This is a genomic window from Pseudomonas sp. BC42, assembly GCF_021560055.1.
In the GTDB taxonomy this organism is placed as follows: domain Bacteria; phylum Pseudomonadota; class Gammaproteobacteria; order Pseudomonadales; family Pseudomonadaceae; genus Aquipseudomonas.
The window spans coordinates 5,974,170-5,991,019 of record NZ_CP091067.1 but is presented as its reverse complement, the minus strand read 5'-3'; the positions used below and the strand labels follow the sequence as shown (position 1 = coordinate 5,991,019).

Genomic DNA, 16,850 nt, shown 5'->3' with positions numbered 1-16,850 from the left:
GGCGACGGGGCGCAAATCAAACGCGGAAGTGGCTGACCATCATCTGCAACTGGCCGCCCAGGCGCGCCAGTTCAACACTGGAGGCGGCGGTTTCATCGCTGGCGGCGGCGGTCTGTTCGGACACGTCGCGCACGTTGATGATGCTGCGGCTGATCTCTTCGGCCACGGCGCTCTGCTGTTCGGCGGCGGCGGCGATCTGCTGGTTCATCGATTGGATGTTGGACACGGTGCGGGTGATGCTTTCCAGCGAGGCACCGGCCTTGCGGGTCAGCTCGACGCTGCTGTCGGTCAGGCTGCGGCTGTTGTTCATCACCGTGGCCACTTGCTGGGTGCCGTTCTGCAGGCCGGCCACCAGTTCCTCGATCTCTTCGGTGGACTTCTGGGTGCGCTGGGCCAGGGCCCGCACTTCGTCGGCGACCACGGCAAAACCACGCCCGGCTTCACCGGCCCGGGCCGCTTCGATGGCGGCGTTCAGCGCCAGCAGGTTGGTCTGTTCGGCCACGGCCTTGATCACGTCCATGACGCTGCCGATCTTGTCGCTTTCCTGTTGCAGCACGGTCATGGCGTCGGTGGAGCGCACCACTTCGCTGGCCAGGCGCTCGATCTGTTCGATGGCCTGTGCCACCACCTTGTCACCCTGGCGGGCTTCGCCGTCGGCGGCGGCCGCGGCCTGGGAGGCCTCTTCGGCGTTGCGCGCGACTTCCTGCACGGTGGCGGTCATCTCGTGCATGGCGGTGGCCACTTGGTCGGTCTCGACTTTCTGGCTGTTGACCCCAGCGCTGGTTTCCTCGGTCACGGCCGACAGTTCTTCGGCGGCGCTGGCGATCTGGGTCACGCCGTCGCGGATGCCGCCGATCAGCTCGCGCAGGGTCACGCCCATGCGGGCGATGCCCTGTTGCAGCACACCCAGTTCATCGCGACGGGTGACCCGCAGGTTTTCGGTGAGATCGCCGGAAGCGATGCGCTCGACCACGGCCAGGGTTTCCTGCAGCGGGCGGGTGATCTGCCGGGTGATGATCACGGCGGCCAGTACGCCCACCAGCAGCGCCAGCAGGGTGCTGATCAACTGCAGGCTGCGGGCCTGGGCGCTTTCGATGTCGCGACGGTCCAGCTGGATCTGGTACAGGGCGTCGCTGCGGCTGACGATGTCGGCGCCCTGGTCGGTCATTTCCTTGCGCGCCTGCACGGCATCGCTGAAGGCCAGCTTGAAGGCCTGCAGCGAACTGCGGTAGCCGCTCAGGGCCGCTTCCAGCTGTTGCATGGCGTCGCGCTGGGTGCTGCCGAAGTGCGCATTGAGCTGGTCCAGCTCGGCAATCGCCGCATTGAGCTGGGTCGCGGCTTTCTGTTCGGTGTCCGGGTTGTTGGTGGTGACGTAGCCGCGCACTTCATAGCGGGCCAGCTGGAAGGCGTCCTTGGCCTGGGTGATGGCCTGGAACTGCTCGAAGCGCTCGTCGCTCAGGGGCATCTGCTTGACCCGGGCGTTGATGGCGTTGATCAGGTCGTTGGCGCGCTCGGCGTTCTGGTTCATCGCCTGGCGCGCGGCGTCGCCGGTGCGGTAGGCATTGCGCATCTTGTTCAGCGAGTCCTGGTAGGCGCTGATGGTCGTGCCCAGGCCTTGCAGGAGCTTGATGTTGTCCGGGCTCTGGAACGAGGCCAGGAGCTTTTTCTGCTGCGCGCTGAAATCGTCCAGGGTGCTCTGCACGCCCTGGGCGGCGGTTTCGTCGCCGTTGGCCAGCATGTACTGCAGGCGGGTGACCCGCAGTTTGGTCAGGCCGCTGTTGAGCTGGGTGATGTCGCTCATCCAGTTGCTGCGGTCGATCAGGTTGCCCAGGCTGGTCCAGCCGGTCAGTGCAAGGACGGTGGTCAGGGCCAGGACGAGGCCGAAACCCAGGCCCAGCTTAAGGTTGACGCTGATGTTGGCAAACCAACTACTCATTGAATTCCTCCAGGAACGTAGCTCTTCTTGATCTTGAGTTGGCTGGAAGATTGTTGTTGTTGGTGACCAGCAAGGTGTTTTGTAGGGGGTGTATCGGCGGGACGTTCCATAGCTGAAACGATTTCGTCGGTATTGTCCCAGGACAATGTTTGATGCGATGGACGGTCATTTTGCGGGATCACCGTCGGTCCGTTGAGCTTTTTTTCACATTCATTTCACCCGCGCCCCACGCTTGCCGCCCTAGAGTCCGACGAGTCGATGCCGCCGGCATTCGGCGGCGCTCGTTTGTCATCAGCAGGCGCTAGCCTGATGGCGCGTCGCTCAATACATCGGATCATTCTCAGAGGGGCGGTTGGACAGTGGCCACAAGACTCGCTTTGCCGCCGGTCAAACGCTCATTTGCGATGGGCGGCCTGACGCGTTACAAGAACCGCCTGGGGTTGCTGCTGGCGGCCTTTTTGCTGATTCCCCTTGGCCTGCTGCTGTTGCAGCCGACGGCGGTGCCCGACCTGGCTCACGGCAATGTGGCCGGGATCAAGGCGGTGACCAGCAGTTGGGCCAAGGGCGACACCATTGTCCTGGTGCGGCATGTGGAGCGCTGCGACCGTTCCAGCGCGCCCTGCCTGGGGCCCGCCGATGGCATTACCGATCGTGCCCGGGAGGTGGCGGTAGCCATCGGCGCGCGATTCGAGCAGTTGGGCCTGGAACGCACCGACCTCTACAACAGCCCCATGACCCGTACCGCGCAGACTGCGGGCTACATGTTCAGCAAGGTCAGCAGTGGCGATGGCTGGCTGTACGACTGCAAGGGCAATCTGTTGCGCGACGTGCTGGCGCACAAGGTGGCCGGGCGCAATCTTGTGCTGGTGACCCACAGTGAATGCATGGATGAACTGGAACAGGAACTGAAGCTGGCGACCCCGACCCTGGGCTATGGCGCTTCCCTGTTCATCACCACCGATACCCTCAATGGCGCGCCGAAGATGCTTGGCATGATCGAGGCCAGCGACTGGCGTTCGGTGAACCTCAAGCCTTGATGCGCCTCGGGGCTGACCGCTGCGGTCAGCCGGGCGCGCCCCGGGCTCAGGGGGCCAGCAGGTCCGGATCGGCTGGCGGGCTGCCGGCGGGCGCGATCGCCGTCGGCGCGGGGCCGTCCTCGATCCGTTGCGGACTGATCAGGTTGGTGAACTCTTCGATCAGGCGCTGGATCGCTTCCGGCGGCTCGCAGTCGCGAAACTCCATGCTGATCTGCACTTCGTCCGGGTCGCGTTCCTGGCCCTCGCGCTTGCCGCTGCCGAAGGTGACGAAGAACTTCTCGCTTTGCAGTTCGCCATTCTCCAGGTCGTGGCTGGCCTTCTGCAGTTCGGTGCCATGCATGCGTACCGACAGGTCGACGGTCATCTTGTGCAGGGCCAGGCCCTTGGGCGAAACCAGGGCGATCAGCGGCACATTGATGATGTGCTGCTCGTTGAGCGCCACCTCGACCATCTTGGCCTTCATCGGCGTGCCCAGGTCGTTGACGTTGTAATCGAAGAACTGGTCGAACAGCTTGATGTACTGCTGGGCGATCAGGTTGTGGGTGGCGGCGGCGGCCTGGTGCATGCCCCGGGTGATGTGGCTCAGGTCGCTGGCTGACATGGGCTCCTTGCGGCGGGAAAAGAATGCCATGGATCACGCTCCTTGTTCGGTGGCTGGAGAACCCCGCCGTGAAGGCGGGGCGGGTTACTGGGTCGAAGGTGCCGCGTGGATCAACCGCCGGTGCCGGTTTTCTTCTCGGCCGCAGCGCCCGGCATTGCCAGCGTATTAGCGGTTGGCAGCTTGTCCGGGTCGGTCGGTTGAGTGCTCGGCAGCCGCACCGGCTTGGTGGCAGCGTCGGTGAGGAAGTCGATGACGCGCATCAGGGCTTCCGGTGGGTCCTGGCGGACGATCTTGGTGCTGATGGCGTAGCGCGCGCGGGTGTCGGTCTTGCGGGTCTGGGTGGATTTGTGGCTTGCCGCACCCTTGACCGACACACTGAACGGGCCCCAGCCCAGCTTCGCCTCGAAGCTGCCGGAGGCTTCGGTGGAGCTGGTGTCCTCGGCCATCTGGCTGATGGTCAGCTCGAACTCGATGGAGCCTTCCTCGATGGTGATGTTGGGGTGACTGATGGCCGCCAGCAGCGGAATGCGCATCGACTTCTTCACCGTGCCCTTGTAGACGCCCTGTTCATCCACCAGGGTTTCGTCGTAGTCGAACTGCACCGATACCGCCTGGCCGTCCTTGATGCACACGCCCATCAGGAAGTCCGCATAGGCTTTGCTCGCGGCGACCTGCGCCTGAATCATCGCCATCAGTGGGCCGGTGATCATCTTGTCCAGGGGCAGCGCGGCAATCACGCCGCCGATCAAGCCCTTATCAATATCTGCCATGGTCTAGCTCCTTGTTCTTCGTTGCGCGAAATGCGCCCCTGCACCTTAAGAAAGCCGTGACGGCCGATTCAGCGGGAATCGATTACCGGTGAGTGTTGGCTTCCAGGCGACGGATATTGCCGATCTGCCGCAGGCTCAGGCCGTACTTGTCCGCCAGCACGCTGCGGGAGATGCCGCCCAGGCTTTCCAGCTGGATGTGCTGGTTGCGGATCTGCCGGCAGAAGTGATCGGCCTTGGGGATTTCCAGGGCCAGGCCGGCAAAGCGTTCGATCAGGGCGTTGAGGGCGTCGGGGGGCAGGATCAGGGCCAGCGAGGTGCGTTCGGCGTGCTTGGGAATGTACTTGGGACGGCCGCCGTATTCCCGGGTCAGGCGGTAGGCGTTCTCCAGGCCGATGCAGTCGATGAGGGCCTGGAGCGAGTGGGGTAGTTGGCGAACATCAATGAGACTGAGGTCTTTCACGTCCATTTGGTACCTCCTTGGAATTATGGATAACGCTGGTTCGATCCTAAGGAGGTGCCTCGTCCGTTGTTCAGTGGGAAATTTCCCCCCTATTAAAGGGAACTATTACATTCTGATGTTGTATCGGTCGCGGGTGGTGCACTGGATTTTCTTCAACCGTTGGAGGAAATATCCATGTCACGTTATGCGATTGATTTCAGTTTTATCGCCGCCCTCGAAGGCGGTGCCATGACTCGCGGTTATGTGCCCGATGCGGCCAACAGCAAAAGCGGGGTGACGGTGGGCACCGGGTTCGACCTGGGGCAGCGCGGGGTCCAGGATCTGCAGGCGCTCAACCTGCCGGCGGATCTGGTGCGGCGGCTGACGCCCTACCTGGGGCTGACGGGACTCAAGGCCAAGCAGTTTCTGGTTGACCAGCCCCTGAGCATCAGCAGCGCCGAGGCCGAGCTGATCGATGAGGCGTACAAGGCGCCCTTCGTCGATCGCCTGGCCGCGGCCTACACCCAGGCCAGCGGGGTGGATTTCGCCCAGCTGCCGGCGCCGATGCAGACCGTGATCGCCTCGGTGGCCTTTCAGTACGGCAGCCTGGCCAGCCGCACGCCGAAGTTCTGGGCCCAGGTGGTGGCTCGCGACTGGAAGAGTGCCCTGGCCAACCTGCGCAATTTTGGCGACAGCTACGGCACTCGGCGGCGCAAGGAGGCCGATCTGCTGGGCTCGCAGCTCGGCTCATGAGCGGTTGCCGCCCAGGCCCCGGGCCTGGGCGGCTGGCCGGTTTCAAGGGCAGGGGTAGGTGTGCAGCAGGCTCACACTGCCCATGTAGTGGGTGTCATCAGGCTGGGTATTGCTGGGCAGCGTACGCCAGTCCACCAACAGGCACATGGCCCTGAGGGAAATGCCCTTGGCCTGGCCGATGGGGTTGGAAAACTCGTAGCGGTACAGTGCCTGAGTGGTGTTTTGCGGGGTGACGCTGCCGGCGTTGAGCAAGGTACTGCGGGCCATGTCCGGCAGTTTGTCCTGGCTGACGGTAAAGCGCGGTTGCTCGCCCTGGTGGACGAACACGCCCTGGTCACGAGAGCGTTTCCACAGTTGCTGCCACTGGCTGCTGCCGGCGACGGAGCTCAGGGTGGCGGCGTAGGCCTTGAGGGTGGCGGGCGGCACCTGGGCGGTTTCCAGGGCGTGGGCAGCGCTGGCCAGCAGGCTCAGGCCGATGATCAGTGAACGCAGAATCAACATGGGAATAACTCCTTTTCCAGGCCGCACGGCCCGACACGAACACGGGGGAAGTCCCCCCGGCGACAGGCTGTCGCCGGGGAGCAAGGCTCAGCGGGCGTCGAGGTAATCCCAGCGCAGGCCTTCCTTGTTGTTTTTAGCAGTCAATTCCTTGGCCACGGTGTTCTCGATGGCGTTGACGTTGATGTTTTCCACTTCGAGGATGTTTTTGTTCGCCAGTTGCTGGCGGAACTCGGCCTTGTTGGTGAGGAACTGGCAGGCGTGTCCCAGCTCGTGCATCAGCACCAGGGCGGGGGACAGGCGCTCGACCCGGTCGCTGCTGAACAGCGCGAGGAATTTCTGGAAATTGCTCAGGTCCGGCTGCTTGTATTTTTTCTCGATGGCGTACACCTGGGACTTGAGGTTCCACACCACGCGCCCGGCGGAAGTGGTGGAGTTGGCGGCCGGAGGAATCCAGCGGTCGGTCTTGTCCGCTGCCGACGAGTTGGTGACTTCCACGATCAGCTCTTCCTTGACGGCGATCAGTTCGTCGATCAGGAAGTTGGCCAGGTCGGATTGGCGCAGATAGTGGCAGGCATCGTCGAAACGCTTCTGGGCGACGGCCTGGTCCAGGGTCGTGGTGGTAACGGTAATGGTCATGACTGACTCCTTTGAGGAAATGCCCGTCAATGGGCAGGAGTCATGGTTTCAAGGGCGGTGAGCGGGTATCAGCGGGAAAGGGTTCAAGGGGTGGCGTTCAAGGGGGCGTGGGCAAGGGGCGGGGCCACGGGGATGGGCATTTCAATGTCCCGCGAGTAAAGTGCCGCGCCCGGGAAATGAATCCCGGACGCTTTTTCCATGGAGTTACGTCGTGAAGCACATCAGCAAAGTCGTTGCCTCTGCCTGCCTCGGTCTGGTTCTTGCGGGCTGCACCGGCACCCCGATGAAAACCCAGCAGTTGGACAGCAGCCAGTACACCGTGATCGGTCACAGTGAAGCGACCGCCACCGGCATCATGTTGTTCGGGGTGATCCCGATCCAGCAGAACAGCCGTTTCGTCCGCGCGCAGACTGCGGCGATCAAGGCCAAGGGCGGCGACGCCCTGATCAACACCCAGGTCCAGGAAAGCTGGTTCTGGGCCTGGGTCCTGAACGGCTACACCACCAAGGTCTCCGGTGATGTGGTCAAGCTGAAGAACCCTCAGTAAGCCTCGCCCGGATAGACAAACGGCACCTGATTCAGGTGCCGTTTTCGTTGGCGGGTCAGTGGCCCGGTGCGAGGCTGACGAAGTGGTAGGCCTGGCGGCTGACCATGAGGGTCTTGAGGATCTGCAATGGCGGCTTGGGCGTCTGGTCGCCGCCGATGACGGCGACATGCTGCGGCGACTCGGCGAGAAAGGCCTGCAACTGCGCTTCGGTCTGCAGGTCCTTGAGCAGGCTCTGGGTGTAGAACACGCTGGCGCCGGCAATGCGCTCGTTGGCCTGATACAGCGCCAACTGATGCCCGCTGGCCTGCAGCGCCATGATCTGGTCGGTCACCGGGACGAACGACAGCTCACGGTCGGCCCGGGGCGCGGCCCATTGGGCGTTCACCAGATAACCGCCAATGATCAGGCTCATGAGGGCGATCGCCAGGCCCTGGCGCCGACGCCCCACCGCACTCCAGAAACCGCTGCCCGCAGCCCGCTGCGCGAGGCGCTGGTACAGCACTGCCCCGTACTCGGCCGCCAGCACCGCCGCCGCCGGAGTCAGGGACATCAGGTACACCGTGCGTTTGCTGGAGGCCAGGCACAGCAGGGTGAACTGCGCCAGCAACCAGAGGCTGAAGAACAGCAGGTAGCGGTTTTGCACCAGGGTCTTGCGAAAGTGCCACAGGCCCAGGTAGACCAGGATGTTCCACGGCAGGAAGGCCTGGGGCAGCTTGGCCAGGTAGTAATAGAAGGGCTCGTAGTGCCCGGCCTCGACAAATGAGCCGTCGAAGCGCCCGACACTGTTGGTCCACAGCACTTCGCCCAGGGCTTGCAGGCCGCCGCGCTGATAGAGCATGTACAGCCAGATCATCAGCGGCACCAGGCCCAGCAGGGTCAGCAAGCCGGGGCGCAGCCACTGGCCGAAGCTGAAGCGTTTTTCGATCAGGCTGTCGGCCAGCAGGTAGGCGAAGATCACCACCCCCGGCATGGCCAGGCCCAGCACGCCCTTGCTCAGGGTGGCGATGGCAATGCCGCCGGCGAAGGCTAACCAGGCCAGCAACGCCGGTTGCTGTTCGGCCTGACGGCGCTGGGCCTGAAAGAACGCCAGCAGGGCCAGGGTCACTCCGAGGCTGAGCAGGGCATCTTCACCCACGCCACGCACGTTGCTCCAGTAACTGGCCATGGTCGCCAGCATCAGCCCGGCCACTGCCGCCAGGGTGGCCGGGCGGCCAAAACGGCGCAGCATGGCGTACAGCAGCATCACGCTGAACAGCCCGGCAAAGGCCGAGGCCAGGCGCACCGCCAGGGGCGTGCCGCCGAAGGCGCGGATGGCGCTGGCGTCGAGCCACAGGCTCAGCGGTGGTTTTTCCAGGAACGGCGTGCCGAACAGGCGCGGCGTGACCCAGTCATCGTCCAGGTGCATTTCCATGGCGATCCCGGCGACCCGGGCCTCGGTGGAGCCTTGCAACTGGTGATTGCCCAGGGCGAAGAAGAACAGCAGGCAGGCCAGCAGGAACAGCAGCGGAGCGGGTCGTGACATGGGTTGTGCGCCGGCAGATCAAGAGGCGCAGCCGGGAGGCTGCGGGCAAGCGCCAAAGTATACGGAGGCGAGTCTTAACAAATTGTGAACAAGTAGGGGGAAATAGTCGGTTTTTCCGAGCTCGGCCCAGTCACCCCGGGGCTTTCAGGTAGGCGGCCACGGCATGCGGGAACAGCTGCTCGTAGAGGGGGTAGCCAATGCCCAGCACGCTGATCTCGATGGCCTCTGCACCGCACTCGGCAGAGTAGTCCTGGAGGCTCACGCCCATGGCCGGCACGGGCTGGTCGAGGTGATACACCTGCAGTTGCAGCGAGCTTTGGTCCGCGGCCCCCGTCAGTACCCGCACCTGCTCCTGGAGCGCGGCGTAGGCCGGGGCGGCGATGAATTGGCCCCAGGCCACGCCCATCGGCGGGTCATTCGATTCCAGGGCGGACCAGCCGAGCAGGGTCGTGCCCTGGTAGATCTTGAACCTTGGGTAAGCATCCGCTTGGGCTGGCATGGCGAGACCTGCAGTAAGGGGAATAATGACCGCTAGAGGAGGGCGGCTTCCTGTCGGCGGCGCTGGATGCGCCCGTGGCCCCAGGCGGACAGCGCCTCGATCACCGGTTGCAGCGATCGGCCTTCGGCGGTCAGGCGGTATTCGACCCGTGGCGGCACCTCGGCGTACACCGTGCGCGAGACCAGCCCGGCGCCTTCCAGGTCACGCAATTGCTTGGTCAGCAGGCGTTGGGAAATCCCCGGCAGGCGGCGTTGCAGCTCGTTGAAACGCAGGAACTCGTTGGCCAGCAATTGATGCAGGATCACGCCTTTCCAGCGGCCGTCGATCAGGTCCAGGGTGACCTCCACCGGGCAGCCCGGAATGTCCTGGTAGTGTTTGTTTTTCATCGCCTGACGGTCCTTTTGCGTAGCAGGTACGCAAAAGTACCCTACTTGTGCGTGTGGGGCATGAGGGATTTAAGTGTGCGCTTTCCAACGCCAAGGACGCTTTGCAATGAAGGCCATCGCCTACCTCAAAGGCTCGTCGCTGTCCGATCCCCAAGCCCTCTACGACCTGGATCGGGCCGAGCCGTCACTCGAACCCCATGACCTGCTGGTGGCGGTCGAGGCGGTGTCGGTCAACCCGCTGGACACCAAGGTCCGCGCCGGCAAGGTCAGGGTGCCGGACGACGTGCGCACCCTGGGCTGGGACGCCAGTGGCGTGGTCCGCGCGGTGGGCAGCGCGGTGACCCTGTTCGCTCCCGGGGACGCGGTGTACTACGCCGGCACCTTCACCCGCGAGGGGGCCAATGCCGAGCTGCACCGGGTCGATGAGCGCCTGGTGGGGCACAAGCCCAAGCGTCTGTCCTTTGCCCAGGCGGCGGCCATGCCGTTGACCGCGCTGACCGCCTGGCAATTGCTCTTCGAACGCCTGGGCCGGGTGCCCGGCGACCTGTCCCGGCAGGGCACGCTGCTGATTGTCGGCGGTGCCGGTGGCGTGGGCTCGGTGCTGATCCAACTGGCGCGCCAGCTGACCGGATTGACGGTGATCGCCACCGCCTCGCGACCCGACAGCCGCCAGTGGTGCCTGGACCTGGGGGCCCATCGGGTGCTGGATCATTCCCGCTCGCTGGTGCCGCAAGTGGCCGCCCTCGACCTGCCGCCGCCGAGCCATATCGCCGCCCTGACCCACACCGCCCGGCACTATGCCGAGCTGAGCGAAATCATCGCGCCTCACGGCCATCTTGCGCTGATCGACGATCACGACTTCTTCGATGCGCTGCCGCTCAAGGCCAAGAGCGTGTCTCTGCACTGGGAGATGGTTTTCACTCGGGCGCTGTTTCAGACCCCGGACATGATCGAGCAGCACCACATCCTCAACCGGCTGGGGCAACTGCTGGACCAGGGCGTGATACGCAGCACCTTGAATGAAGTCATTCACCCCTTCAGTGCCGACAGCTTGCGCCGGGCCCATGCCCGGGTGGAGCAGGGTGGCCTGCTGGGCAAGGTGGTGGTGGCCCGCAAGGCCGAGCCCGGCGCCTCGTTGTAGAGGCTGTCGCGGTCAGCGCAGGTGGCGCCCGCTGCGCCACCAGAAGACGCCGCCGAGGAAGGCCCCCGCACAACCGAACAGCGGCGCCAGTGGCAGGTAGCGCGGCAAACCCTCGGGTAGCGGTTCCTCTTCGGCCGGGTCGGAATAGAAGCTGGAAGGGGCCAGGCTCGCGACCACGGGAATGGTCGGCATGGCGGCCACAGCGCCGCTGAACAGGTAGATCAGCACGTTGCGCCAGGCAAAGCGCTGGGCCAGCCAGAAGAACAGGGCGCAGGGCAGGGCTGTGATAATGCCGGTCAGCACGCCACTGACCACCAGGGTCAGCAGGCCCACGAACAGCGTCTGCAGAATGATGTCGCCGTTCAACGAACCGGCGCTGGCTAGCATCGTCAGCATCAGCAGCAGGGCCAGCACCGTGGCCAGGGCCGTGACGCCGATGAAGTAGGCGGCGAACCAGTCTTCCGGCTGCACGCTGCGTGGGGGTGGAGTGGTTACGGACATGGCAAAGGTCGCTATATGGGTGGCTGCTCTGGCCCTGCTCAAGGGTGCCTTGGCGTCGGGCCGCTGGTGAATAAAGGCTCGGCTCAGCGCAAGTGACGCCCGCTGCGCCACCAGAACACTACCCCCAGAAACACCCCGCAGCCGCCGAACATCGATGCCAGCTGTAAATAGTGCAGCGCAGCGCTGACGCCGTGCGGGAGGTTGAAGAGTTCGGGGAGCAGTTGGGTCATCACGGGAATGGCGAACTGCGCCGCCAGGGCTCCGCTCACCAGGTAGATCCACAGGCGGCGCCAGGTAAAGCGCTGGGCCAGCCAGAAGAACAGGATGCACGGCAAGGCGGCGATCAGGGTAATCAGCACCAGGCTCACCATCAGCACCGCCACGCTGAACGACAGGGAGTCGAGCAGCGCCCTCCACGGGTGCTGGCTGGTGGTCAGCAGTATCAGGTTGACCACCAGCACCAGGGCCAGGGCCAGCCCGGCGACGCCGATGAAATAGGTGGCGATCCAGTGACCGCGGTTCAGGGGGCGAACGGATTGGGGCGCTTGGGACATGGTGGGCACGGGCTTCAGGCAGAGGATGACCGGACCCAGGCTATCGGCAAGCAGGCGGTTTGATTGTGGAGTTTGCGTGGTTTTTTTGCGGTCAATGTTCTTTGGTGGATGACGTCGGGGCAGAAAATCCCTTATACAGGCAGCGGCCCGTCGACTGTTCACGGGCCCGGCTTGCGTCACCCACCCAGAAGGAGATGGACATGTTCAAGTTCCTGACAATTACCGAGTTGCCCCGTACCCCTGCGCATCGTGATTCCGGCTCCATCAGCGGAGCGATCAATGCCTGGGAGCTGAAAAATCGGGCTCTCAATACCAAGGGGTTTGTTACATGTCCAAAGAATTACTCGGAGTTTCTGCTGTAGGGCTGATGGTGCTGGGCGAGTTTTGCGCCATCTACAGTGAAGTGGTGGTGGCGCGGCTGGCCCATTCCGGCAACACCTCTGGTGCCGAACTGGCGTTGCCGGTGCTGATCATGTGCCTGGGCGGTATCTGCCTGCTGGCGGCCTACTGGCTGGGTTACGTGGCGGTGGGCGATATCTGGATCATCACCGTGGTCTCGGTGACCTCGCTGCTGCTCCTGGAGCCGCTGGTGATCTGGGCGCTGTTCCAGCAGGCGCCCGGGCGCGGTGCCTTGATCGGTTTCTGCCTCGGTGCGCTGGGGATGTTGTCCGCCGTGTTCCTCTAGCACGGCCTCGCTCTGGCTCGGGTCCTTCAGGCCCGGGCCCGGGCAAAGTAACGGCTGGGCGCCTCGCCCAGGACCTTGCGAAACACACTGCTGAAGGCGCTCGGGCTGCTGTAGCCCAGGTCGCTGGCGACCCGGGTCACCGCCTCGCCACGGCCCAGGCGCACCACGGCCGCCAACAGGCAGGCCTGCTGGCGCCATTCGACGAAACTGATGCCGGTGTGCTGGCGAAACAGCCGGGTGAAGGTGCGACGGCTCATGCCGGCGCGCTCGGCTATGGCATCGATCCCCAACTCCAGCGATGGCTGTTCCAGCAACTCGCGACAGACCCTGGCCAGCCGCGGCTCGTCCGGCAGCGGGGCGTTGAGGGTCAAGGCCGGCATGCTGGCGATTTCATGCAGCAGCAGGTTCATCAATTGCCCCTGCACGCCGTCCCTGGCGTAGAGCGCGGGGAGGTGCATGGCCCGCAGGAGCAGTTGGCGCAGCAACTCGGACACTTCCCGTACCTCGCATTGCGCCGGCAAGCCCAGGCGCTGTGCCGCCCGGGGGCGCACATAGGTGTTGAGCAGGGTCACCGGGCCGCGCATGTGCATGGCGTGGGTCACCCCGGCCGGTACCCAGATCGCCCGTTGCGGCGGCACCACCCAGTTGCCCTGTTCGGTGTAGACGCTGATCACCCCGGTGGCGGCGTAGGCGAATTGCCCGCGTCGATGCTGGTGTTCGGCGAAGTGCTGGCCGTCCGCATAGTCGACGGCCGTGACCCGCGCGTCTCGGGGGATGTTTTCGTAGGGATCGATAGCGATAGATTGCATGGCCCGAATCTACTGATAGTTGACCTGATACTGCAAGCGGGCCATGGCGTGCTGCGGCGATAGTTCGGTCCCGGCCGGGGATTTGCTCGCGGCCGCCTTTCCTGGACCGCGCGACATGCAGAAAAAACACCTGTTCCTGGCCCTGCTGGTGACCGCCTTGTGGGGCCTGAACTTTCCCATCACCAAGCTTGGGCTGGCGAGCATCGATCCGTTGCTGCTCACCGCCTTGCGCTTCACCCTGGCGGCCTTGCCCTGGGTATTTCTGGTGCCGCGCCCGCCGGTAGGGTTTGGCTGGCTGGCGGCCTACGGGCTGATATTCGGCGTGGCCATGTGGGCCCTGATCAACCTGGGGATCGATCAGGGCGTGGCGCCGGGCACGGCGTCGCTGTTGATCCAGTTCAGCGCCTTTTTCTCCCTCGGCTGGGGCGTGCTGCTGTTCGGCGAACGCCTGCGCTGGCAACAGGTTCTGGCCACGGCCATTGCGCTGTGGGGGCTGCTGCGAATCATCGGCGACAGCCCTGGGCACGCCACCAGCCTGGGTTACGCCTTGCTGCTGGTGAGCGCCTTCAGCTGGAGCGTGGGCAACGTCATCATCAAGCGCTGCGGGGTTCGCGAGGTGTTCGCCTTCGTGGTCTGGGCCAGCCTGTTTGCGCCGTTGCCGCTGCTGGCGTTGACCTGGGTAAGCCATGGGAGTGCGCCGTTTCTGCAACTGGCCGGGCAGGTGTCCGTCAGTGCGCTGCTGTCGCTGATGTTCCAGGTCTATGCGGCAACGCACTTCTGTTACTGGGGCTGGAACCTGTTGCTGCGGGAGTATCCGGTCTCTCGGGTGGCGCCCTTGTCGTTGCTGATCCCGGTGTTCGGCATGGCCGGGTCGGTGCTGATCCTGGGGCAGCGGGTCGGGGTCGATGAGGCTGTATCCATGGGCCTGATCCTGCTGGCGCTGGCCGTGGGGCAGTTCGACTGGCGCCGGTTTTCGGCCCTGGGGCGCCGGTCCCTGTAGCCGCTGCCGCAGGCTGCGAACGGCTCCGGAGGAGACGCAGCGATCTTGAAGGCGCCAGAGGTTCGTCGGTCAATCGCCAAGCAAGGCCCTGCGGTCCTTTTCGCAGCTTCGCGGGCTCAGCAGCGGCTACAGGCGGCTTTGTGTAGCCGCTGCCGCAGGCTGCGAACGGCTCCGGAGGAGGCGCGGCGATCTTGAAGGCGCCGGAGGTTCGGCCGGCAATCACCCAGTCGCTGACAGTCGGTGGGGCAGGCGGGTTTTTTATCCTCGTTCAGTCACCGTTCAGGGGGGGCGCGCGCACCATGTTCAGCCTTACGCCGGGCCCATGGCGCGGCACTTTCTGACGGGGCGAAGATGGTTCGAGAAACGCGTTTCGGGATTGAGTCCTGGGGTATCTACCTGGCGGCCCTGCTGCTGTTCACCTTTGGCATCTGGGACCAGCAGCCCCAGGGTTTCGATGGGCGCTGGGCGCTGTTTCTGCAGGAGATGTTCCGCCACGGGCCGAGTCTGTTCCCCACCACGTATGGCCAGCCGTATCCGGATTACCCGGGCACGGCGACCTATTTCAGCTACCTGTGCGCCCAGCTGTTCGGCGCGCCCAACCACCTGGCCAATGTGCTGCCCACGGCCCTGGCCTCGGCGGGGGTTCTGGCGCTGCTGTACCGCTTGCTGGCGCCCATGGGTCGCACCTGGGCGCTGCTCGCGGTGCTGCTGACGGCGCTGACCAGCCAGCTGTTGGACAAGTCCCGTTCGGTGTGCCTGGACCAGATGATCTCGCTACTGTGCCTGGGGGCCTTCTACCTGCTGCACAGCGGCGAGCAGCGCGGCTCGCGACTGCGGCCATGGCTGGTGCTGCCGCTGTTCGTGCTGGCCTTCGCCATTCGCGGGCCCCTGGGGCTGGTGGAAGTCTGCGGCGTGGTCTGCACCTACTGGCTGCTGGGAGACAGCCGCACCCAGGAGGCGCGCCGCACCTTGTTCAAGCACGTGCTCGGCTACGGTTGCGGCGGCCTGCTGGTGCTGGCCGGCTGTTGGTGGCTGCTGATGCAGCTGGCCTATGTCAGCGGCGGCGAGGCCTTTGTCCATCAGGTCTACAACATGCAGGTGAGCGGGCGCCTGGATGAAAGTGGCGAGCCGTTCTACTTCTATTTCCAGCTGGCGCTGTACCGCTATTTCCCGGTGGTGCCCCTGGCCCTGGTGACCCTGTGGATGCTGCGCAGCCAAGTGTTCCGGCGCCATGCCGACCCGCAACTGCGCCTGGTGCTGCGGCTCGGCGCCTGCGGCCTGATGATCCTCCTGGGCTTGTCGGTGCCGCACTTCAAGCGCGCCTATTACATCCTGCCCATGGTGCCAATGTTCGCCGCGGTGGCCGCCTACGGCCTGCTCATGGTTCGGGGCCAAATGGGCAAGGTGCGCAGTGCCTACCTGTGGCTGGTGGGTGTGCTGCCGGGGCTGTGCATCCTGGTGCTGTTCGTGCTCAAACACAGCTGGCACAAGCACGGCTATTGGCCGCCGGTGTCGATGCCCTTGCTGATTGCGATCTTTGCCCTGCTGCAACTGCTGGCGCTGTACTGCTGGCGCCACACCCGGGGCAGCTTCGGGCGGCGCCTGGTGCTGCTCAGCGCCCTGGCCCTGGCGGCGCAATGGACCCTGCTGGTGGCGGTGGTGGACCCGGGCAAGGACCGGCAATTCGACACCCAGGGCTTCGTCAGCGACGTGGAGCAGCTGCGCGCGGCCGAACACGGTCCCCTGGTGTTCTTCAACCTGGGCCAGGACACCTGGGCGGTGCGCTACATGATGAACCTGGACCACGACGAACAGCCGCTGTTTGTCGCCGGCGACGCCCCCGGGCAACTGGACACGCTGCCCCACGGCTCCTGGGTGATCGTGGCGCGCAAGGATCGAGAGAAGCTGCAGGGCACCTCGCTGGAAAACCAGCAGCCGGTGTACGAGGGGCGCTTGAATGACAATCCCTGTTTGGTGTTTCAGTTGCAGTAAGTCCTTTGCAGCGAGTGGTGCGGGTCGTATTTTTGGCCCCTGCGATCCGCGTTGAAACCAGGGAGTGGTCATGGAATGCCAAGTTCGTCCGGCCCTAGAGGCCGATGCCGCGAGGGTCAGCCAAGTGATCCTGGCGGCCCTGCTCACCAGCAATGCCCAGGACTATCCCGCCCATGTGATCGAGCGGGTGCAAGACAGCTTTACCCCGGACGCCGTCCTGCAACTGATGCGGCGTCGGCAAATGTTCGTCGCCCTGGTGGACGGGAAACTGCTGGGCACCGCCAGCCTCGACGGGCGCGCGGTGCGCTCGGTGTTTGTCGATCCGGCGTACCACGGCCATGGCCTGGGCCGGCAACTGATGGCCGCGGTCGAGCAGGCGGCGCTGGACTCGGGTTTGACCTCGCTGGTGGTGCCCTCATCGGTCACCGCCGAAGGCTTTTATGCGCGCCTGGGGTTCGTTCGGGTCCGCGAGCATTACGAGGGCGAGGAGTTGACGCTGATCATGGAGCGGGGCCTGGTCGCCACAGCGAGCTGACCAGGT

21 protein-coding genes are annotated in these 16,850 nt (G+C 64.6%); 9 read left to right on the top strand and 12 right to left on the bottom strand.

Going from position 1 to position 16,850, the window contains the following annotated elements:
* Positions 1–16: 16 nt before the first annotated feature.
* A complete protein-coding gene (locus L1O02_RS27125; protein ID WP_060842418.1) occupies positions 17–1,936 on the bottom strand; it encodes a methyl-accepting chemotaxis protein in 1,920 nt (639 codons plus the stop codon).
* 404 nt (positions 1,937–2,340) lie between these two features.
* Between L1O02_RS27125 and L1O02_RS27120 the strand changes: the two genes are divergently transcribed.
* Entirely contained in the window at positions 2,341–2,973 is a 633-nt protein-coding gene (locus L1O02_RS27120) for a histidine phosphatase family protein (RefSeq protein ID WP_231979000.1), read from the top strand.
* Between the two features lie 46 nt (positions 2,974–3,019).
* Here L1O02_RS27120 and L1O02_RS27115 read toward each other — a convergent pair whose 3' ends face one another.
* The 3 genes from L1O02_RS27115 to L1O02_RS27105 all read right to left on the bottom strand — a co-directional run bounded on the left by L1O02_RS27115 (position 3,020) and on the right by L1O02_RS27105 (position 4,810).
* Positions 3,020–3,604 (bottom strand): DUF2589 domain-containing protein, encoded by a 585-nt coding sequence (locus tag L1O02_RS27115; protein ID WP_060837437.1) that lies wholly within the window; start codon positions 3,602–3,604, stop codon positions 3,020–3,022.
* A gap of 80 nt (positions 3,605–3,684) precedes the next feature.
* A complete protein-coding gene (locus L1O02_RS27110) occupies positions 3,685–4,344 on the bottom strand; it encodes a DUF2589 domain-containing protein (RefSeq protein ID WP_047283839.1) in 660 nt (219 codons plus the stop codon).
* 82 nt (positions 4,345–4,426) lie between these two features.
* Positions 4,427–4,810, bottom strand: a complete 384-nt coding sequence (locus L1O02_RS27105; RefSeq protein ID WP_016965010.1) for a hypothetical protein — start codon at positions 4,808–4,810, stop codon at positions 4,427–4,429.
* A gap of 168 nt (positions 4,811–4,978) precedes the next feature.
* Between L1O02_RS27105 and L1O02_RS27100 the strand changes: the two genes are divergently transcribed.
* Positions 4,979–5,536, top strand: a complete 558-nt coding sequence (locus L1O02_RS27100) for a pesticin C-terminus-like muramidase (protein ID WP_060837438.1) — start codon at positions 4,979–4,981, stop codon at positions 5,534–5,536.
* 42 nt (positions 5,537–5,578) lie between these two features.
* Here the strand turns inward: L1O02_RS27100 and L1O02_RS27095 are convergent, their stop codons facing one another.
* A complete protein-coding gene (locus L1O02_RS27095; RefSeq protein WP_060837439.1) occupies positions 5,579–6,037 on the bottom strand; it encodes a hypothetical protein in 459 nt (152 codons plus the stop codon).
* 87 nt (positions 6,038–6,124) lie between these two features.
* Positions 6,125–6,673, bottom strand: a complete 549-nt coding sequence (locus L1O02_RS27090) for a hypothetical protein (RefSeq protein WP_231979001.1) — start codon at positions 6,671–6,673, stop codon at positions 6,125–6,127.
* 211 nt (positions 6,674–6,884) lie between these two features.
* Here L1O02_RS27090 and L1O02_RS27085 point away from each other — a divergent pair, with 211 nt between their 5' ends.
* A complete protein-coding gene (locus L1O02_RS27085; RefSeq protein WP_235759042.1) occupies positions 6,885–7,220 on the top strand; it encodes a hypothetical protein in 336 nt (111 codons plus the stop codon).
* Between the two features lie 55 nt (positions 7,221–7,275).
* On the opposite strand, the gene L1O02_RS27080 is transcribed toward L1O02_RS27085, so the two are convergent.
* The 3 genes from L1O02_RS27080 to L1O02_RS27070 form a co-directional block, all read right to left on the bottom strand.
* Positions 7,276–8,742, bottom strand: coding sequence for a glycosyltransferase family 39 protein (locus tag L1O02_RS27080; RefSeq protein ID WP_060842422.1), 1,467 nt, complete (start codon positions 8,740–8,742; stop codon positions 7,276–7,278).
* A gap of 130 nt (positions 8,743–8,872) precedes the next feature.
* Positions 8,873–9,241, bottom strand: a complete 369-nt coding sequence (locus tag L1O02_RS27075) for a hypothetical protein (RefSeq protein WP_235759040.1) — start codon at positions 9,239–9,241, stop codon at positions 8,873–8,875.
* A 32-nt stretch (positions 9,242–9,273) separates the two neighbouring features.
* Positions 9,274–9,627, bottom strand: coding sequence for a helix-turn-helix domain-containing protein (locus L1O02_RS27070; protein ID WP_235759038.1), 354 nt, complete (start codon positions 9,625–9,627; stop codon positions 9,274–9,276).
* Between the two features lie 106 nt (positions 9,628–9,733).
* Between L1O02_RS27070 and L1O02_RS27065 the strand changes: the two genes are divergently transcribed.
* Positions 9,734–10,768 (top strand): zinc-binding alcohol dehydrogenase family protein, encoded by a 1,035-nt coding sequence (locus L1O02_RS27065; protein WP_235759036.1) that lies wholly within the window; start codon positions 9,734–9,736, stop codon positions 10,766–10,768.
* Between the two features lie 12 nt (positions 10,769–10,780).
* On the opposite strand, the gene L1O02_RS27060 is transcribed toward L1O02_RS27065, so the two are convergent.
* Together L1O02_RS27060 and L1O02_RS27055 are read right to left on the bottom strand one after the other, a co-directional pair.
* On the bottom strand, positions 10,781–11,269 hold the full coding sequence (locus L1O02_RS27060; RefSeq protein ID WP_173664401.1) for a hypothetical protein: 489 nt from the start codon (positions 11,267–11,269) through the stop codon (positions 10,781–10,783).
* Between the two features lie 83 nt (positions 11,270–11,352).
* Positions 11,353–11,823 (bottom strand): hypothetical protein, encoded by a 471-nt coding sequence (locus L1O02_RS27055; RefSeq protein ID WP_235759034.1) that lies wholly within the window; start codon positions 11,821–11,823, stop codon positions 11,353–11,355.
* A gap of 200 nt (positions 11,824–12,023) precedes the next feature.
* Here L1O02_RS27055 and L1O02_RS27050 point away from each other — a divergent pair, with 200 nt between their 5' ends.
* Positions 12,024–12,185 (top strand): hypothetical protein, encoded by a 162-nt coding sequence (locus tag L1O02_RS27050; RefSeq protein WP_164990710.1) that lies wholly within the window; start codon positions 12,024–12,026, stop codon positions 12,183–12,185.
* 5 nt (positions 12,186–12,190) lie between these two features.
* Complete coding sequence (locus L1O02_RS27045; protein ID WP_011059155.1) at positions 12,191–12,508, top strand: hypothetical protein; 318 nt, start codon at positions 12,191–12,193, stop codon at positions 12,506–12,508.
* 26 nt (positions 12,509–12,534) lie between these two features.
* Here L1O02_RS27045 and L1O02_RS27040 read toward each other — a convergent pair whose 3' ends face one another.
* Positions 12,535–13,317: a helix-turn-helix transcriptional regulator gene (locus L1O02_RS27040; protein ID WP_235759032.1), complete on the bottom strand. Its 783-nt coding sequence runs from the start codon at positions 13,315–13,317 to the stop codon at positions 12,535–12,537.
* Between the two features lie 115 nt (positions 13,318–13,432).
* Here L1O02_RS27040 and L1O02_RS27035 point away from each other — a divergent pair, with 115 nt between their 5' ends.
* The 3 genes from L1O02_RS27035 (at position 13,433) to L1O02_RS27025 (ending at position 16,844) form a co-directional block, all read left to right on the top strand.
* Positions 13,433–14,317 (top strand): EamA family transporter, encoded by an 885-nt coding sequence (locus tag L1O02_RS27035; protein WP_235759030.1) that lies wholly within the window; start codon positions 13,433–13,435, stop codon positions 14,315–14,317.
* 351 nt (positions 14,318–14,668) lie between these two features.
* Positions 14,669–16,309: a glycosyltransferase family 39 protein gene (locus L1O02_RS27030; protein WP_108544128.1), complete on the top strand. Its 1,641-nt coding sequence runs from the start codon at positions 14,669–14,671 to the stop codon at positions 16,307–16,309.
* Between the two features lie 70 nt (positions 16,310–16,379).
* On the top strand, positions 16,380–16,844 hold the full coding sequence (locus tag L1O02_RS27025; RefSeq protein WP_108544129.1) for a GNAT family N-acetyltransferase: 465 nt from the start codon (positions 16,380–16,382) through the stop codon (positions 16,842–16,844).
* The last annotated feature ends 6 nt before the right edge of the window (positions 16,845–16,850 follow it).

Coding starts and splice junctions, on each gene's coding strand:
- L1O02_RS27090 (WP_231979001.1), bottom strand. CDS start 6,673: ATGACCATTACCGTTACCACCACGACCCTGGACCAGGCCGTCGCCCAG.
- L1O02_RS27045 (WP_011059155.1), top strand. CDS start 12,191: ATGGTGCTGGGCGAGTTTTGCGCCATCTACAGTGAAGTGGTGGTGGCG.
- L1O02_RS27095 (WP_060837439.1), bottom strand. CDS start 6,037: ATGTTGATTCTGCGTTCACTGATCATCGGCCTGAGCCTGCTGGCCAGC.
- L1O02_RS27105 (WP_016965010.1), bottom strand. CDS start 4,810: ATGGACGTGAAAGACCTCAGTCTCATTGATGTTCGCCAACTACCCCAC.
- L1O02_RS27035 (WP_235759030.1), top strand. CDS start 13,433: ATGCAGAAAAAACACCTGTTCCTGGCCCTGCTGGTGACCGCCTTGTGG.
- L1O02_RS27120 (WP_231979000.1), top strand. CDS start 2,341: ATGGGCGGCCTGACGCGTTACAAGAACCGCCTGGGGTTGCTGCTGGCG.
- L1O02_RS27100 (WP_060837438.1), top strand. CDS start 4,979: ATGTCACGTTATGCGATTGATTTCAGTTTTATCGCCGCCCTCGAAGGC.
- L1O02_RS27065 (WP_235759036.1), top strand. CDS start 9,734: ATGAAGGCCATCGCCTACCTCAAAGGCTCGTCGCTGTCCGATCCCCAA.
- L1O02_RS27075 (WP_235759040.1), bottom strand. CDS start 9,241: ATGCCAGCCCAAGCGGATGCTTACCCAAGGTTCAAGATCTACCAGGGC.
- L1O02_RS27055 (WP_235759034.1), bottom strand. CDS start 11,823: ATGTCCCAAGCGCCCCAATCCGTTCGCCCCCTGAACCGCGGTCACTGG.
- L1O02_RS27050 (WP_164990710.1), top strand. CDS start 12,024: ATGTTCAAGTTCCTGACAATTACCGAGTTGCCCCGTACCCCTGCGCAT.
- L1O02_RS27080 (WP_060842422.1), bottom strand. CDS start 8,742: ATGTCACGACCCGCTCCGCTGCTGTTCCTGCTGGCCTGCCTGCTGTTC.
- L1O02_RS27060 (WP_173664401.1), bottom strand. CDS start 11,269: ATGTCCGTAACCACTCCACCCCCACGCAGCGTGCAGCCGGAAGACTGG.
- L1O02_RS27110 (WP_047283839.1), bottom strand. CDS start 4,344: ATGGCAGATATTGATAAGGGCTTGATCGGCGGCGTGATTGCCGCGCTG.
- L1O02_RS27025 (WP_108544129.1), top strand. CDS start 16,380: ATGGAATGCCAAGTTCGTCCGGCCCTAGAGGCCGATGCCGCGAGGGTC.
- L1O02_RS27125 (WP_060842418.1), bottom strand. CDS start 1,936: ATGAGTAGTTGGTTTGCCAACATCAGCGTCAACCTTAAGCTGGGCCTG.
- L1O02_RS27115 (WP_060837437.1), bottom strand. CDS start 3,604: ATGGCATTCTTTTCCCGCCGCAAGGAGCCCATGTCAGCCAGCGACCTG.
- L1O02_RS27040 (WP_235759032.1), bottom strand. CDS start 13,317: ATGCAATCTATCGCTATCGATCCCTACGAAAACATCCCCCGAGACGCG.
- L1O02_RS27070 (WP_235759038.1), bottom strand. CDS start 9,627: ATGAAAAACAAACACTACCAGGACATTCCGGGCTGCCCGGTGGAGGTC.
- L1O02_RS27030 (WP_108544128.1), top strand. CDS start 14,669: ATGGTTCGAGAAACGCGTTTCGGGATTGAGTCCTGGGGTATCTACCTG.